Source organism: Undibacterium sp. Ren11W (genome assembly GCF_049340485.1).
Classification (GTDB): Bacteria; Pseudomonadota; Gammaproteobacteria; order Burkholderiales; family Burkholderiaceae_D; genus Undibacterium.
The window spans coordinates 1-12,928 of record NZ_JBMPPB010000001.1 but is presented as its reverse complement, the minus strand read 5'-3'; the positions used below and the strand labels follow the sequence as shown (position 1 = coordinate 12,928).

Below are 12,928 nucleotides of genomic sequence, written 5' to 3'. Positions count from 1 at the left end.
GCGCGCAACTGGCCAGACGCGCACAAATCAACTTTAACTCTATTTTTTACGATTGTAGAATACTCGTTAGAAGGAAAAAAACATGTTACACGCCGACTTCCCGGTTGTTGAGGGTAATTACAAACTGACCGAAAACTGGAGCGTAATGCTTCCGGGAAAATTTAATCGCCGCATAGAAGATGGGGATTTGGTACTGTGGAACCCCGACTTAACTATATGGATCGCAATCTGGAACAATGATCACGCCCAGAGCCAAGAGTCACGCCTGGAGAGTATCAAAAAAGCGATGTCGGCAAATGCATACCAGATCAACAGCAGCACCAGCGACGGCATCCTGCGTTTTAGTTATCGCTTGCATGAAAACATCAGCGAAGAAGAACCCAGCGACGACGAGGATGAGACTGTTGCGGCGTTTTACTGTTTTGCCATAGGCGAACGCGGGCAAGTTGAATTCGCGATCTATCTCGATAAAGAGGCCGATCTACAACAAGCTCAAGCGATGTTACAGAGCCTAACCGAAACCCCTGCACCCTGATCTGCAAAAGACTACTGACGACACTATTAATGCCAGTTTGCTTAAGCAATAAAGTATAGATTTAAGCTAGCGACTGGTTTGCAACACAATAAGTCAGGCGTAAAAAAACCCGCCAAAGCGGGTTTTTTATTGGATGCAAATGATTATTTAGCGCCGCGCTTGCGTGCCGCTGCCAAACCGGCCAAACCCAAACCTAACAAAACCAATGAAGCTGGCTCTGGAACTTGCGAGCTATTATTGCTGGCGTTGATTCTGGCTGAGAAATACACCGTTTGGAAATCACTACTATTGTTGCTGACATAGTTCCAGATCCAGGTTGGCGAATTTGTACCGTAGCCAGGACGTGTACCCCATGGTCCAACGCCGTTATTGCCTTCACCTACCGCAGCAAAACTAGCATTACCAAAACCGCTGGTATTTTGCTTCCAGTCAGTTGGATTGGTCAGCAGTGTTTGTGTCGCATTGTCGAATGCAAAGGCATTGTCGCTCAAGTTAAACATACCCAGGAAACCGCCAGGGCCGCCTTGGTTAGTTGCCACTAAATGGATATATTGCGTGGTATTTGCTACCAGAGTCGCGCTCGACGTATAGGTTGTTGGCCAGTCGGTTCCTGAGCCCATCAAGCTACCTAAGGTTGCGTCGCTAGTGGAAACGTATAATTTAAACGTATTATCAACGTTAGTCGTTGCGGTCAGGACGGTTGCATTGGCAGAAGTAATACCGACAACAGTCAGAACTAAGGAGGCGAGTAAGTTTTTCATGATATAGGATGTAAATTGAACTTAGCTTCTTACACAGCAATATTTATGCCTGGAAAATATTCTTTTTTGAAATCATTCACTTACGGAAATTCTCGAATAACGAAGCGCTGCAAGTGTAAAATTTTCCGACACCCACACTTGCAATTTACATATCGAGACTGACGATGCAAATCGGCCTGCGATTTTCTTCAATCTATACTCGTAAGTAGTCGCAGGCGTTTACGTCAGCAGCGCGCTCACGCCTAGATTAATTAACGCACCGCCAACCATCAACCATAACAAGAGAAATGCCCCCAACAACAGCGGCTTGACACCCGCCTGACGGATCGCTGAAACATGCGTGCTCAAGCCTAACGCAGCCATCGCCATCGCCATTAACAAGGTGTCAAAATCGATGAGCACATTCACCATAGCTGGCGACAGCCATGTCAGCGAGTTCAGCCCGACTACCAGCATAAATCCCAGAGTAAACCAAGGAAAGCTGATGCCACTTAATGCCCCGTCTGCGGGATGATGTTTCACGTCTTCACCAGCGTGCTTATCGCGCAGCAGGTAGATCGATAACCATATCAAAAAAGGTGCCAGCATCATGACCCTGACCATCTTGGCGATGACCGCGGTATTGGCCGCATCCTGACTCACGGCGCGCCCAGCCGCCACGACTTGCGCGACCTCGTGCAGACTCGATCCTATATAAACGCCAAAGCTCTGTTCCGAAAAAGCCAGCCACTGCCATTGCTGATTAAGACTGTATAGCACAGGGTAGACGAACATCGCGATACTGCCAAAAACGACCACCGTGGCAACTGCCACAGCGACTTTTTCCGAGCGCGCCTGCAAGACAGGCTCCGAAGCCATGATTGCAGCGGCACCACAGATGGAGCTGCCGGCACCGATTAGAATGACCGTTTCGCGATCAAGCTTAAATAGCTTCAGACCCAACAATAAAGCCAGAGCGAAGGTGGAGCTGAGGATTAAGAAGTCGATCAACACACCAGCGATACCGACCTGAGCCACGTCCTGAAACGTCAGTCGCAAGCCGTACAAAACGATGGCCAGACGCAGCAGTTTTTGTCTGGAGAAATTCACACCGGCACCATAATTCTGTGTCATCTGCGAAAATAGTGTGTTGCCAAGCAAACTACCTATAAGTATAGCAATCGTCAGCGCACTTAGACCATGCTGCTGCAGATAGCTGATCTGTCCCAATGCGATGGAAAGCAAGCCGAGAGCGGCGCTCAACAACAAACCCGGCAATATCGGCAATAAAGGGGGTACTGGTTGAGATAGACGTACAAACGAGGTCACGAAGAATCGGTTTGAAAGCGCTGCTGCGGGATTTTTACTCACTAAACTAAACATCATCTTCCTATTAAATGCGGTATCGATCCGAATACAGCCAGTCTACGCATTCCCGGCAAAACAATAAAACAACTTGTTTATGTATAATTAAGCTAAATTTCAGCTTAATTATTTTTTTAACGCGTAGCAAGTACGCCATCAAATCCAAATCAAAGAACAGGCAAATGCGACTAAGCCTCAGACAATTACAGATATTTCTCGCCGTGTGTGATCACGGCAGTACCGCCGCGGCAGCAGGGGTGGTGGCCTTATCGCAATCGGCAACCAGCGCCGCCTTAAATGAACTAGAGCATCTGTTGAGCACACAACTCTTCGACCGGGTCGGCAAGCGCCTGATCATTAACGATAATGGTCGCCTGCTATTGCCACAGGCACGGCAGGTTTTAGATGCTGCCGCTGGCATAGAGCAGCAATTCTCCGGTGCCGATGCTGGGCTGGCGATCAAGCTGCGGCTAGCGGCCAGTACCACGATAGGCATTTATCATCTACCACAATTACTTGCCGGTTTTTCAGTACAGGCACCTCAGGCAAATCCACGCGTGCTGATCGCCAACACCAGCGATGTTGCCACTGCAGTGGCAAATTTTGCGGCCGACATAGGCTTCATCGAAGGCCCCTGTGAGGAGCCTGACTTGCTGGTAGAGCCGTGGATTAAGGATGAATTGATCGTAGTCTGCGCGCCTCAGCATGCTTTGCTAGCAGCTAGCAACAAAAGTAAAAGTCAGCAAAAAAATACCTCCAATATCAGCTTACCCGCCTTAAGTGCATCTGGCTGGCTATTGCGAGAAGCTGGCTCCGGTACCCGCGTAGCGGTAGAGCATGCCTTGCTACCGCACCTGCATACGCTGCACTGTGCAGCAGAATTAAGTAATTCTGAGGCAATCAAACATGCCGCCGCCGCGGGACTTGGTTTGGCTTGTTTGTCACGCGTGGTAGTGGCCGACATGCTCGCGCTGGGCAGTCTGATTGAACTAAATACCGCACTGCCCCCGCTACAACGACACTTCTATCTGGTGCGCAGTAAGCACAAAATACTATCGGCGCGGCTGACGCATTTTATGCAGTTTTGCCGCGACTGGCACTAAAACCCGATCGTCAGACAGCACCGTGATCAAGCACCTAAAGTAGCGAGTTTCTGGCGGATAAATCTACACAGGCAAACTAGTTGGGAAACGAATTTCCACCGTCAATCCTGCGCCATTGAGTCCTTCCGAAAACACGATGCTGGCCTGATGGGCTTCGACAATACGTTTAACGATAGACAAACCAAGGCCGCTACCGGGCTTGCTGGCAGCGGCCAAGCGCACAAACCGGTCGAACACCCGCTCTCGCATCGCTGGCGCAATGCCAACCCCGCTATCAGCAATCGTCAAACAGGCTAGTCCCTCCTCGATACGACACGACAAACGCACTTCGCCGCCTGCCGGCGTATACCGAAAAGCATTATCTAGAAGATTGCGCAATAAGATCAGGAAGCTATCCTGATTCAGCGCACAGATGGCAGCTTGTAGATCTACCGAAAAAATAAGCTGTGATTTTTCTGCCTGTAGACGCCAGATCGGCAATTGCGCCGTCAACAGCTGGGCCATGTCGAGTGACTGCCATTGCTGGTTCTGCGCCTGCTCTTTATTCGTTTGAGGATCTAAGCGAGCCAGCGTCATAAGTTGCTCGACCAGTCTGGTGGCGCGATCCACACTGGCACCCAGTCCCTCTATCGCCTCGGCACGTTCGCCCTCGTTGCGGGCGCGTTGTATCACTTGCAAATTGGTCTTGATAGCGGCCAGCGGAGTACGCAGTTCGTGCGCGGCGTCTGCGGTAAAGCGCTGCTCATGCTCGAGTGTATTGCTGACCCGTTCAAACAGGCGGTTAATTGCCTGCAATAGTGGCCGAACCTCCGCCGGCACTCCTGCCAAACTGACTAATTGCAAATCGTTGGGAGTGCGCTGGGCGACCTGATTGGCGGACACTTGCAAAACTTGGAAGACCCGGTTTACTGCCCACCAAATGGCTCCAGCCAGCAAAGGAATAATCAGCAATGCGAAAAACAATAATTTAAAGGCGAAGCGCCCGCTTATTTCCTTTCTGTGCGCACTAGGTTCCCCGACTTGGATTTGCAGGCGGTGCTCAGCGTTCCAGGTGGTGTAGATACGCCAACGCTGGCCATTCACCGTGGCATAGCCAAAGCCGGTACTGTTATCGGTGGCAAAAGGCTGATCTGGCGCGCCGCGATTTTTGTAGCGCAGCCGTTTCTCGGCATCCCAAATCTGGAACAACAGATACTGAATATGTGTTTCATGACTAGATTCGACCAGGGTCGATGAGCCGTCAATCGCCATACGTTCCTCGACTTCATGTCCAGCCAAGGCTAGCAATAGATGGGCGGTCTCTGACAGGGACTGATCAAACAGTTCCTGGCTTTCCTGATCTGCATCGAGATACACGATAACAGCGCTCACTCCCCACACAGAGATTGTCAATGTCAACAAAATCGCTAGCAAGGTACGACGTAAGGACCATGGCTGCAACCGTAAATCCATCGCCAAACTCCTTGTTTCTAGTATTTTTACCGGTAGTGGCATCATCTTAGTATGGCTTATCCATGTTCTTTTCTAAGCAGTTTTCGCTATTTTTATCACTACTTTTATCGATCACATAGCCCACTGCGTGAATGGTGCGGATAAAACCCTTGCCGAGTTTTTTGCGCAGATGATGCACGTGTACCTGTATCGCATTGCTTTCCACTTCTTCGCCCCAGCCATACAGGGCCTCTTCGAGCTGCTCCCTGGTCAACACTTGGCCCACGTGCTCGATCAACATCAGCAAAATACCGAACTCTTTACTGGTCAGGGCGACAGTCTCCTGACCCCGCCACACCTGACGCTCAGCAACATTGATTTGTATCTCACCGTGACAGATCAGCTCCTGGGTGCGGCCGGACGCGCGCCGACTAGCCGAGCGTATACGGGCCGCCAATTCATCAAGGTCAAACGGTTTGATGATGAAATCATCCGCACCGGCATCGAGGCCGGCGATACGGTCAGTAACCTGATCACGCGCAGTGACGATCAAGATCGCATCGGCAAACCCGGCCCTGCGCAATTTCGCCAACGCCAGCATGCCATCCTCACCGGGCAAGCCAAGATCAAGCAAGATGCAAGCATATTGATGCAGACGCTGCGCGGTCAGGGCCGCCTCAGCCGATTGCACCCAGTCCACTGCATAGCCGCTCTGATCTAAGCCTATCTGAGTGGCGCGTCCGAGTTGCGGGTCATCTTCGACCAATAGTATGCGCATGAATTTTCCTTACTTTGTTGATGGTAGGCATTTTATCCGGCACTTGTTAAGAAGTTCTTAAGTTACCCCCTGCAAGATAGCGCCATTCCTTACTCCTGCAAACTTTTATGACTCAGATTACGACCCCGCTTCAGGCAAAAATCCCCCCGCTATTTTCCTCGCTGGCACCAAAGGTGTTTCATGCGCTAGCAAGTATGCCATTCATCACAGGACTATTGGCGATGTCGACAAGCGGCATGGCCGATGCCACAGCGACGACACAAATCAAGCTCAGCAAGGAGCAAATCGCGCGTGCCGGCATCGTTACGGAGCTTGCTCAAGCCCCATTGGCAAGCGACAGCGCCATCAACACAACTGGCTCTAATGCCAATGTCGGCCAACAACTATCGGGCACCGTGGTGGCACCGACCAATGCCATCAGTGTGGTGAGCAGCACGGTTAGCGGCGTGGTTCAGAGCGTACCTATTAGCTCGCTACAAGCGGTGCAACCAGCGACCATAGTGGCGACATTATTTAGTCAACAACTGCTTGAAATACAGCGCGACTACCTGCAATTATCGACTCAGGCGCGACTCGCCAAAGAAAAACAGGAACGTGACGAAGCCTTGTTCAAGGATGACATCATCGCACTGAGCCGGTTACAAGAAAGCCGTGCCGCCGCCACTCTGGCTGCGGTTGCTGCCAGTGAGCGCCATCAAGCCTTACGCGCCGCAGGTATGAGCGCAGCGCAATTGCGCAGCATCCTCAGCACTCATGCACTGTCGCCTTACCTCAGTGTCAATGCCGGGGTGCGCGGTACCGTGCTCGAACTCAAGCTGGCCAATGGTCAGCATGTAGAAGCGGGCATGCCACTGGCCACGATCGCCAGAGACACCGAGCTCTGGATAGAGTTTCAGGCCTCCCGTCAGCAAGCTGAGCAAATCCGTCTGGGCGACCAATTGCAGATCAAGGGCTGCAAAGCGAATGCCGCCAACGCCAAAGTGATTGCGATTTCTCCACAGATCATTGGCAGCAACCAAAGCACCCTGATACGTGCACGGGCCAGCGGCCAGGATGCTTGCCTCAAGCTCAATCAGTTTATCGAGGCCAGCCACAGTTCCACCCAGCGCAATCCCGACAGCTTGGGTGTGCCGGCCGCGGCCATCGTGCGCAACGGTGCCAACTCGTATGTATTTGTGCGTAACGGGCCAGGCTTTGAAGCGGTGAAGGTACAAGTAATACCCGGCAGTGCAGATAAAACCTGGGTCAGCGGCAAACTCAAAGCCGGTGATGCAGTTGCCGTCAAAGGCATCATCGCCATCAAAGGTGCCTGGATAGGTTTGGGTGCAGAGGACGCGCCAGTGCCGGCAGCTAGCACACCTGCCACACCAAACGGAGCGAAATAATGCTAGCTCGCCTCATTGCGTTCTCGCTGGCACAGCGCCTATTGCTGCTAGTCGTCACGGTGCTGATGATAGGTGCCGGGATAGATGCTTTCAAAAATTTACCGATTGATGCCTTCCCTGACGTCTCCAGCACTCAGGTCAAGATCATTTTAAAAGCGCCCGGCATGACGCCGGAAGAAGTCGAGGCACGCATCGTCGCGCCTATCGAGCAAGAGCTATTGGGCATCCCCAAGCAAGTGATTTTGCGTTCGCAATCGAAATACGCGATTGCCGACATCACGCTCGATTTCCAGGATGGCACCGATGTGTTCTGGGCTCGTCAGCAGGTCAGTGAGCGCCTTAGCAATATCATGAAAGATCTACCGGCCTCGGTCAGCGGTGGCTTAGCCCCGATTACCACCCCGCTCGGCGAAATCTTTATGTTCACCATCGAAGGCCCGTTATCGCTGATGGAAAAACGCAGTTTGCTGGAATGGACAATACGCCCGCAATTGCGCAATATTGCCGGCGTGGCCGATGTCAATTCGCTCGGTGGCATGGTCAAGAGTTTTGAAGTCGTGCCTGATATGGCTGCGCTGTCAGCACGCAAAATCTCGCTAAGCCAATTGCTGGCCGCACTGGAAGCGAATAATCGCAACGACGGCGCCGGACGTCTGGCTTCCGGCGAAGAGTCGCTGTTGATACGCAGTGACGGCAGCATCCACAGTCTCGATGATGTGCGCGCCATTGCGATCCAGAGCCGTGACGGCTACTCAGTCAAGATAGGCGAAGTGGCGACAGTGCGTATAGGTCAGATGACGCGCTACGGTAGCGTCACCAAAGACGGTAAAAACGAAGCGGTCGAGGGCCTGGTACTGGCAATGCGTGGCGCCAACGCGCAAAAAGTGGTGAATCAAATTCGCGCACGCTTAGTCGATCTGGAAAAAACCCTGCCGCAAGGCACCACCATCAAGACCTTCTATGACCGCGGCAATCTGGTAGAACGCGCCGTAGCGACCGTCACTAAGGCGCTGGCGGAAGCGACGATACTGGTGGTGATACTGCTGTATCTATTTCTGGGCAATATACGCTCGGCGCTGGTCGTGGCTTGCATACTGCCATTGTCAGCCTTAGGTACCTTTTTACTGATGCAGGCTTTCGGGCTCACCGCCAACCTGATGTCACTCGGTGGTCTGGCAATTGCGATAGGCATGCTGGTCGATGCCGCCGTGGTGGTAGTCGAAAACATCGAAGCGCACAGCAGTCATGCCCAGACCCCGGTAAGTACCGACAATGCTGGTACTGCGGTACGCCCTAGCCTGCCGCGTCTGCATGTAATTTACCGTGCCGTGCGTGAAGTGGCTGTGCCAGTGACGGCAGGCATGATCGTCATCATGATCGTGTTCTTGCCGCTACTGTCCTTGCAAGGACTGGAGGGAAAACTGTTTTCGCCGGTTGCGTTGACCATCATTTTTGCGTTGGCCGCCTCGTTGATACTGTCATTGACCGTGATACCGGTACTGTCCTCGTTTTTCCTGAAAGAAGCCCATGGCCCGGCCCCCTGGCTGGTGCGCAAACTAGAAGCGATGTATTTAAGCTTATTGACGATGGCATTGAAAAACGCCAAAAAAGTCATGCTCGCTTCCGTAGCGGCCTTAGTGGTCACGGCGGCGCTGTTTCCATTCATAGGAAAATCCTTCATGCCTACCCTGGATGAAGGCGACATCATCATGCAGATAGAAAAACTGCCGTCCGTCAATCTGCAGGAATCGGCCAAACTCGATATGGCGGTACAACAGCGCATCCTGGAACAAGTGCCAGATGTCAGCAGCATCGTGGCGCGTGCCGGTTCTGACGAGCTGGGGCTAGATCCTATGGGACTCAATGAAACCGACACCTTTCTGGTCTTGAAACCGCGGGCGGAATGGCGCAGCAAAGACAAGGAAGCCTTAATCGATTCCCTGCGCAGCGTCACCGCACAATTCCCCGGGATGAATTTCAGCTTCACCCAGCCGATAGAAATGCGCACTTCGGAAATGTTGTCCGGGGTACGCGGCGACCTGGCGATCAAAATCTACGGCCCGGATACGCAAGTGCTGGCAAGCTTGGCCGAACAAGTCGTCAAACTGGTGGGCGGCATCTCCGGCAACGAGGATGTACTCACGGTCAAGAATGAAGGTGTGCAATACCTACAGGTCGACATCAACCGCGAAGCTGCCGGTCGCCTCGGGTTTAGCGTAGAGCAGATACAAAACGAGCTGCGCACGCTGGTCGAAGGCCGTAGTGCCGGAGTCGTCATCGAACAAGGCCGACGTCTGCCATTACTGATACGCGGCAGTGACCAGCTACAGATGTCGGTAGAGTTGTTCAGTCAACTGCAACTGCCAGTCAGCGATGGTGCCTCGATTCCCTTGAGCCAGTTAGCCAGCTTGCGCACAGTCGATGGTCCGGTCAAGGTTGAGCGTGAAAACTCCTCGCGTCTGGTAGTGGTCAGGGCGAATGTACGCGGTCGTGATCTGGTTGGTTTTGTCGATGAAGCCAAGGGCAAGGTCGCGCAACAAATCAAACTACCGGCCGGCTATCGCATGTCCTGGGGTGGCCAGTTCGAGAACCAGCAACGCGCCGCGGCACGTCTGGCGCTGGTGGTACCGATTGCGCTGGCACTGATCTTCCTGCTGCTATTTACCACGCTGGGCAGCGTACGCCAATCCCTCCTGGTATTCGTCAATATTCCCTTTGCGCTATTGGGTGGTGTGGTGGCGCTAGCCGTCACCGGCGAGTATTTATCGGTACCGGCCTCGGTAGGGTTCATCGCCCTGATGGGGATCGCGGTATTGAACGGACTAGTGATGATTACCTACTTTAACCAATTGGTGGCACGCGGCACGCCATTAGCCGAAGTGGTCTCGGAAGGTGCGTTGCGACGCTTCCGGCCGGTCATGATGACCGCCTGTATCACTGGCTTCGGCTTGATTCCCTTATTGATGGCCACTGGCCCTGGTTCGGAAATCCAACGTCCGTTGGCGATCGTGGTGATAGGCGGATTGGTGACTGCGACCTTGCTGACCCTGATCCTGCTACCGATTTTATTCCAGCGCTTTGGCGTTCCGGAAACCAATACTGAATATGAGGAAAGCTAAATGATAACGACTAACGTAACAACCACAACAGCGAGCACAAAATACGACGCCATGCTGACACTGGCGATTCCGGTCACGCTGGAAGAAGAGATACTTGATTTCCTGATGCTACACCCGCAGTGGGCCAACGGTTTTTCTATCATCGATGCGCAAGGCATGGGGCACGGAGCTTCCCTGCTCTCGACCATGGAGAAAGTCCAGGGGCGCTGCAAACGCAAGTTGGTCTTCATTGTCGGACGAGACACGGAATTGCAGCTACTGCTGCAAGCGCTAGGGCAGGAAATTCGCAATCACGATGTCGCCTATTGGATCACCGCCGTTTCGGCATTCGGGAGACTACAATGAAATCAGCTCGCGCTTTCTTCTTGCTGCTGACGACACTCAGCGCTGCAGCGACGGCTACGGCAACCATCGCGCAAACAGTGTCACAAGCAACTGTGCCAAATACCGCGCATCATGCGGTCAAGGCGATGCCGTATAACGCCGATCTGGTGCATGCGCTCTCCGCACTCCCCCCTGAACAGGCGGTGCGCAAGACCCTGGAAAATCTACCGCAATTGCGCTCCGGCGCACTTGGCATAGAGCTGGCAAATTCCGGCAAAACACGGCTGCAAGCCGGGCAATACGAATGGACGCTACGGGCAACCGCCAAACGACGTAGCGAGCAGAATGGCGAGCGTTTCAATGAGCAAGAGCTGACACTAGAAAGGCCGGTGCGCTGGTTTGGCAAGGCGGCCAAGGACCTGGCCATAGGAGACAAAGGCATAGAACTGGCCCATGCCGCTCAAGCCGACCTGTGGCATGAAGCCAGCCGCAGCCTCATGAAAGACTGGTTTGATAGTCTGCGTGAAAGCGCCGGCATACGCAGACTTGGTGAGCAACTGACGCTGGCCGAGCAATTGCGCGGCATCGCAGAAAAACGGGTGAAGGCCGGCGACGCCGCACAACTGGAATTGTTGATGGCAGATACCGAAACCAGACGTGTCAGCATCCTATTGCAGCAAGCGCAGTTAAGGGAAGAGCAAATTCGTCAGATGCTGGAAACCAATTATCCGGGCCTGCCGCAACCTCGCCTAGAACAATTGCCGGTGCCGGCGACACTGACGGAATCAGCCAGCTTCTGGCAAGACAAGATTATGGACGACAACCACGAACTGGAGTTGGCGCAAGCCGAAGCCGATCTGTTTAACCTGCAAGCGGGCAGAATCGCCAGCGACAAAATGCCAGACCCGACCGTAGGCGTGCTGAGCAGCCGGGAGCAAACGCAGAATGGCGGCCAGACGCGCATGCTAGGCATCAGCATTTCCATCCCCTTACCGGGCGGCGCACGCAGCGCCGAAGCAAGCAATGCCAGCCTGAAAGCCAGAATGGCTGCGGAAAGAGTGACTCAGGCCAGGCTGAAAGTGTACTCAGCAGCACAAAGGGTCATCACCGACAGCAAACGCAGCCATGCCATCTGGCAAACCATGCAGCAGATACAGCAACAAAGCCTGACCCAGGCAAGCAAGATGATGAGCGCCTATAAATTGGGCGAAGCCAGCTTAAGCGAAGCACTGGCAACCAGAAGGCAAGCGCTGGACGCCACGCTGGCAAGCGAATCGGCACAGATAGATGCACTGGCCGCGCTGGCCCGCCTGCTACTAGACGCGCATCTGATCTGGTCGATTGATCAAGTTGCAGAAAATCGATAAGAAATTAGTGATTCCAACACTCTCGTAAGGTTCATCGCAACATTGATGAGCTTTACGATTCGCATCCAGATTCGATGGCAAAAACAATTAAATGAATTGCAGTAAGAGCCGTGGTGCGACCGGCATGTGGATGTGTAATTTTAGGATGAATTATCTTGCAGACAAACTCAGTTACTACAATATTTTTATATACTCCCCAAAAAATTTTCAAAAGCATGCCTGTTGCGCATACGAATAGCGCGCGGTACAAATATACTGGTAGGTAGTATCACATCATCACACGCAAGCTGACGAAATGAATCGGGGCAATCCCGATTCATTTTCACTCCGTCGTCGGATCTCTTCTCTACTTGCAGTATTGCTTAGGCCCAGCACTTAAAGTGCGAAAGATCTTGGCCCCATGATATCGTCAGCGTGCTTCGTTCTCACATACTCCCCTAAAATTAAATTGAAACAGGTCAATTGCGCATGGACAACGTGCGTATTGTAAAGATACAGGGCAGGAGCATCTTTGCAATGGCTGTGCAGGTGCGGTGCAACCCGGTAGGTAGTCGGCTGAGCAAGTGAGGTGCGAAAGCCGAGTATATGGGAGGCAAGTCAAGGGGAATCGGATTGAAATTTGGACCTGCAAAGCAAAAACCCCTCAACAGGAAACTGTTGAGGGGTTTTCTAATAAAAGCCTGACGATGACCTACTTTCACACTGGTTGCAGCACTATCATTGGCGCGGAGTCGTTTCACGGTCCTGTTCGGGATGGGAAGGGGTGGTACCGACTTGCTAT

Annotated in this window: 10 protein-coding genes and 1 rRNA gene; 6 read left to right on the top strand and 5 right to left on the bottom strand. The window is 52.8% G+C overall.

Annotated features, from left to right (window positions below; translation table 11 throughout):
* The first annotated feature begins 82 nt into the window (after positions 1-82).
* Positions 83-535 (top strand): hypothetical protein, encoded by a 453-nt coding sequence (locus tag ACO0K8_RS00055; RefSeq protein WP_422944588.1) that lies wholly within the window; start codon positions 83-85, stop codon positions 533-535.
* Between the two features lie 143 nt (positions 536-678).
* Here the strand turns inward: ACO0K8_RS00055 and ACO0K8_RS00050 are convergent, their stop codons facing one another.
* Together ACO0K8_RS00050 and ACO0K8_RS00045 are read right to left on the bottom strand one after the other, a co-directional pair.
* Entirely contained in the window at positions 679-1,296 is a 618-nt protein-coding gene (locus tag ACO0K8_RS00050) for a PEP-CTERM sorting domain-containing protein (RefSeq protein WP_422944587.1), read from the bottom strand.
* Between the two features lie 219 nt (positions 1,297-1,515).
* On the bottom strand, positions 1,516-2,658 hold the full coding sequence (locus ACO0K8_RS00045) for a YeiH family protein (RefSeq protein WP_422944586.1): 1,143 nt from the start codon (positions 2,656-2,658) through the stop codon (positions 1,516-1,518).
* Between the two features lie 164 nt (positions 2,659-2,822).
* On the opposite strand from ACO0K8_RS00045, the gene ACO0K8_RS00040 reads away from it, so the two are divergent.
* Complete coding sequence (locus tag ACO0K8_RS00040; protein ID WP_422944585.1) at positions 2,823-3,743, top strand: LysR family transcriptional regulator; 921 nt, start codon at positions 2,823-2,825, stop codon at positions 3,741-3,743.
* Positions 3,744-3,806: 63 nt separating this feature from the next.
* Here the strand turns inward: ACO0K8_RS00040 and ACO0K8_RS00035 are convergent, their stop codons facing one another.
* Entirely contained in the window at positions 3,807-5,195 is a 1,389-nt protein-coding gene (locus ACO0K8_RS00035) for an ATP-binding protein (RefSeq protein ID WP_422944584.1), read from the bottom strand.
* Positions 5,196-5,241: 46 nt separating this feature from the next.
* Positions 5,242-5,952 carry a response regulator gene (locus tag ACO0K8_RS00030; protein WP_422944583.1) on the bottom strand — a complete coding sequence of 237 codons (711 nt, stop codon included), beginning with the start codon at positions 5,950-5,952 and terminating at the stop codon, positions 5,242-5,244.
* Positions 5,953-6,059: 107 nt separating this feature from the next.
* Between ACO0K8_RS00030 and ACO0K8_RS00025 the strand changes: the two genes are divergently transcribed.
* Genes ACO0K8_RS00025 through ACO0K8_RS00010 form a run of 4 tightly spaced genes read left to right on the top strand, consistent with a single transcriptional unit; the run spans position 6,060 to position 12,147 of the window.
* Positions 6,060-7,337 (top strand): efflux RND transporter periplasmic adaptor subunit, encoded by a 1,278-nt coding sequence (locus ACO0K8_RS00025; protein WP_422944582.1) that lies wholly within the window; start codon positions 6,060-6,062, stop codon positions 7,335-7,337.
* Complete coding sequence (locus ACO0K8_RS00020) at positions 7,337-10,456, top strand: efflux RND transporter permease subunit (RefSeq protein ID WP_422944581.1); 3,120 nt, start codon at positions 7,337-7,339, stop codon at positions 10,454-10,456. The genes ACO0K8_RS00025 and ACO0K8_RS00020 overlap by 1 nt, the downstream gene beginning before the upstream one ends.
* A complete protein-coding gene (locus tag ACO0K8_RS00015) occupies positions 10,457-10,801 on the top strand; it encodes a DUF3240 family protein (RefSeq protein ID WP_422944580.1) in 345 nt (114 codons plus the stop codon). It abuts the gene before it with no gap.
* Complete coding sequence (locus tag ACO0K8_RS00010; protein ID WP_422944579.1) at positions 10,798-12,147, top strand: TolC family protein; 1,350 nt, start codon at positions 10,798-10,800, stop codon at positions 12,145-12,147. Before ACO0K8_RS00015 ends, ACO0K8_RS00010 begins: the two co-directional genes overlap by 4 nt.
* Positions 12,148-12,825: 678 nt before the next feature.
* Here the strand turns inward: ACO0K8_RS00010 and rrf are convergent.
* Positions 12,826-12,928: ribosomal RNA gene (rrf, locus tag ACO0K8_RS00005) — 5S ribosomal RNA — on the bottom strand; the annotation flags it as partial.

Excerpts from the sequence above, each read along its gene's own strand:
- ACO0K8_RS00050 (WP_422944587.1), bottom strand. The coding sequence starts at position 1,296 with ATGAAAAACTTACTCGCCTCCTTAGTTCTGACTGTTGTCGGTATTACT.
- ACO0K8_RS00020 (WP_422944581.1), top strand. The coding sequence starts at position 7,337 with ATGCTAGCTCGCCTCATTGCGTTCTCGCTGGCACAGCGCCTATTGCTG.
- ACO0K8_RS00045 (WP_422944586.1), bottom strand. The coding sequence starts at position 2,658 with ATGTTTAGTTTAGTGAGTAAAAATCCCGCAGCAGCGCTTTCAAACCGA.
- ACO0K8_RS00015 (WP_422944580.1), top strand. The coding sequence starts at position 10,457 with ATGATAACGACTAACGTAACAACCACAACAGCGAGCACAAAATACGAC.
- ACO0K8_RS00055 (WP_422944588.1), top strand. The coding sequence starts at position 83 with ATGTTACACGCCGACTTCCCGGTTGTTGAGGGTAATTACAAACTGACC.
- ACO0K8_RS00040 (WP_422944585.1), top strand. The coding sequence starts at position 2,823 with ATGCGACTAAGCCTCAGACAATTACAGATATTTCTCGCCGTGTGTGAT.
- ACO0K8_RS00035 (WP_422944584.1), bottom strand. The coding sequence starts at position 5,195 with ATGGATTTACGGTTGCAGCCATGGTCCTTACGTCGTACCTTGCTAGCG.
- ACO0K8_RS00025 (WP_422944582.1), top strand. The coding sequence starts at position 6,060 with ATGACTCAGATTACGACCCCGCTTCAGGCAAAAATCCCCCCGCTATTT.
- ACO0K8_RS00010 (WP_422944579.1), top strand. The coding sequence starts at position 10,798 with ATGAAATCAGCTCGCGCTTTCTTCTTGCTGCTGACGACACTCAGCGCT.
- ACO0K8_RS00030 (WP_422944583.1), bottom strand. The coding sequence starts at position 5,952 with ATGCGCATACTATTGGTCGAAGATGACCCGCAACTCGGACGCGCCACT.